The 1,494-nt window shown below is 75.2% G+C and carries 3 protein-coding genes; 1 reads left to right on the forward strand and 2 read right to left on the reverse strand.

Features of this window, described 5'->3' with window-relative positions; translation table 11 throughout:
• Positions 1-324, forward strand: a 324-nt coding sequence (locus H5J30_RS32770; RefSeq protein ID WP_258563656.1) for a protein-tyrosine phosphatase family protein, incomplete at its 5' end; no start/stop codon positions are given.
• Here the strand turns inward: H5J30_RS32770 and H5J30_RS32775 are convergent.
• Both H5J30_RS32775 and H5J30_RS32780 read right to left on the reverse strand, forming a co-directional pair.
• Positions 308-685 carry a Rieske (2Fe-2S) protein gene (locus tag H5J30_RS32775; protein ID WP_181791316.1) on the reverse strand — a complete coding sequence of 126 codons (378 nt, stop codon included), beginning with the start codon at positions 683-685 and terminating at the stop codon, positions 308-310. The genes H5J30_RS32770 and H5J30_RS32775 overlap by 17 nt on opposite strands.
• 2 nt (positions 686-687) lie before the next feature.
• Positions 688-1,494 (reverse strand): NAD(P)/FAD-dependent oxidoreductase (locus H5J30_RS32780; protein WP_181791318.1); only part of this gene is annotated, 807 nt, incomplete at its 5' end.

Below are 1,494 nucleotides of genomic sequence, written 5' to 3' on the forward strand. Positions count from 1 at the left end.
CCGGAGCTGGGGCTGTACCTGCTGGGCCGGCCGGCGCCGGAGACGGCGTGGGAGAGCTGCTGGGTCCGGTGGCCCGACTTCCGGCTGCCGGCCGACCGCGCGGCGGCGCAGGTGGCGCTGCGCGAGGCGTGGGAGCGGGCGGAGAAGGAGCGGGTGGAGGTCGCGTGCGGCGGCGGGGTGGGCCGTACGGGGACGGCGCTGGCGTGCCTCGCGGTGCTCGACGGGGTGCCAGCGGACCGGGCGGTGGCGTACGTACGGGAGCACTACAACCGCCGCGCGGTGGAGACCCCTTGGCAGCGCCGCTACGTCACGCGCTTCCCGTGACCTCCCCTGCTCCCTCCAGCCCCGCCACCAGGATCTCCCCGTTCTCCTCCCGCACCTCGTACACCTTGATCGGCTTCACCGCCGGCGGCGCCAGCGGCTCCCCCGTGGCGAAGTCGAAGACGCTGCCGTGGCACGAGCACAGCAGCCCGTCCTCCGTGACCTTGCCGGACGACAGGTGGCAGGCCAGGTGCGTGCAGTAGTTGGCGCTCGCGTAGACCTCGCCCTCGAAGCGGGAGACCGCCAGCTCGGTGTCGCCGACGAAGAAGCGGCGCACCACTCCCTCCGGGACCTGGCCGGAGCGGGCGACCCGCACGTACGCGGTCCCGGTCGCCTTCCCGGTCGCGTTCTCGGTGTCGGGCATCGTCACTTTCCTCCCGCCAGCGCCGGCTGCGCCGCCGCCCCGTCCGCCCGCTCGGCCGGCTCCGTCTGCTCGGCCAGCTCCGCCAGGTCCACGTCCTCGTCCGCCAGCCGCGCCGGATCCGGCGCCGCCCCGCGGGCGATCAGCTCCTTCGCCGCCGGCACGTCCCCGCCGCGCTCCGCGGCGAACGCCGCGCGCAGCACGCCCTCTTCGAGGTAGAACGCGGTGAAGTCGCGCTCCGCCACCGAGCCGCGGACCACCAGCCGGTCCCAGGACCGCGCGTGCCCGACGTGCTGGAGGTTGAGGCCGAACTGGTCGGACCAGAACCAGTGCGGGTCCGCGTGCACCGCCGGCCGGCCCAGGATGTTCTTCGCCGCCACCATCCCCTGCTTGTTCGCGTTGTCGAAGTGCTCCACCCGCACCCACCGCCCGTACACCGGATGCCGGTGGTTGGCCACGTCGCCCGCGGCGAAGATGCCCGGGACGCTGGTGCGGCAGCGCTCGTCGACGAGGACCCCGTTCTCCACCGCGACCCCGGAGGCCCGCGCCACCGCGGTGTTCGGCGCCGCGCCGACCGCGACTACCACCGCGTCGCCCTCGACCCGCAGCCCCGACTCGGTCGTGACGACGACGCCGTCCGGCCCGGTCCGTACCGACGCGACGGTCTCGCCGGTGTGCAGCTCCACCCCCGCGGCGCGCTGGACGTCCGCGCAGAACGAGCCCATCTCCTCGCCCAGGACCCGCGCCTGCGGCACCGCGGCCTGCTCGATGACCACCGGTTGCACCCCGCGCGCCAGCGCCGTCGAGGCGAC

The sequence above is a fragment of the Streptomyces phytophilus genome (genome assembly GCF_013870535.1).
GTDB lineage: Bacteria > Actinomycetota > Actinomycetes > Streptomycetales > Streptomycetaceae > Streptomyces > Streptomyces phytophilus.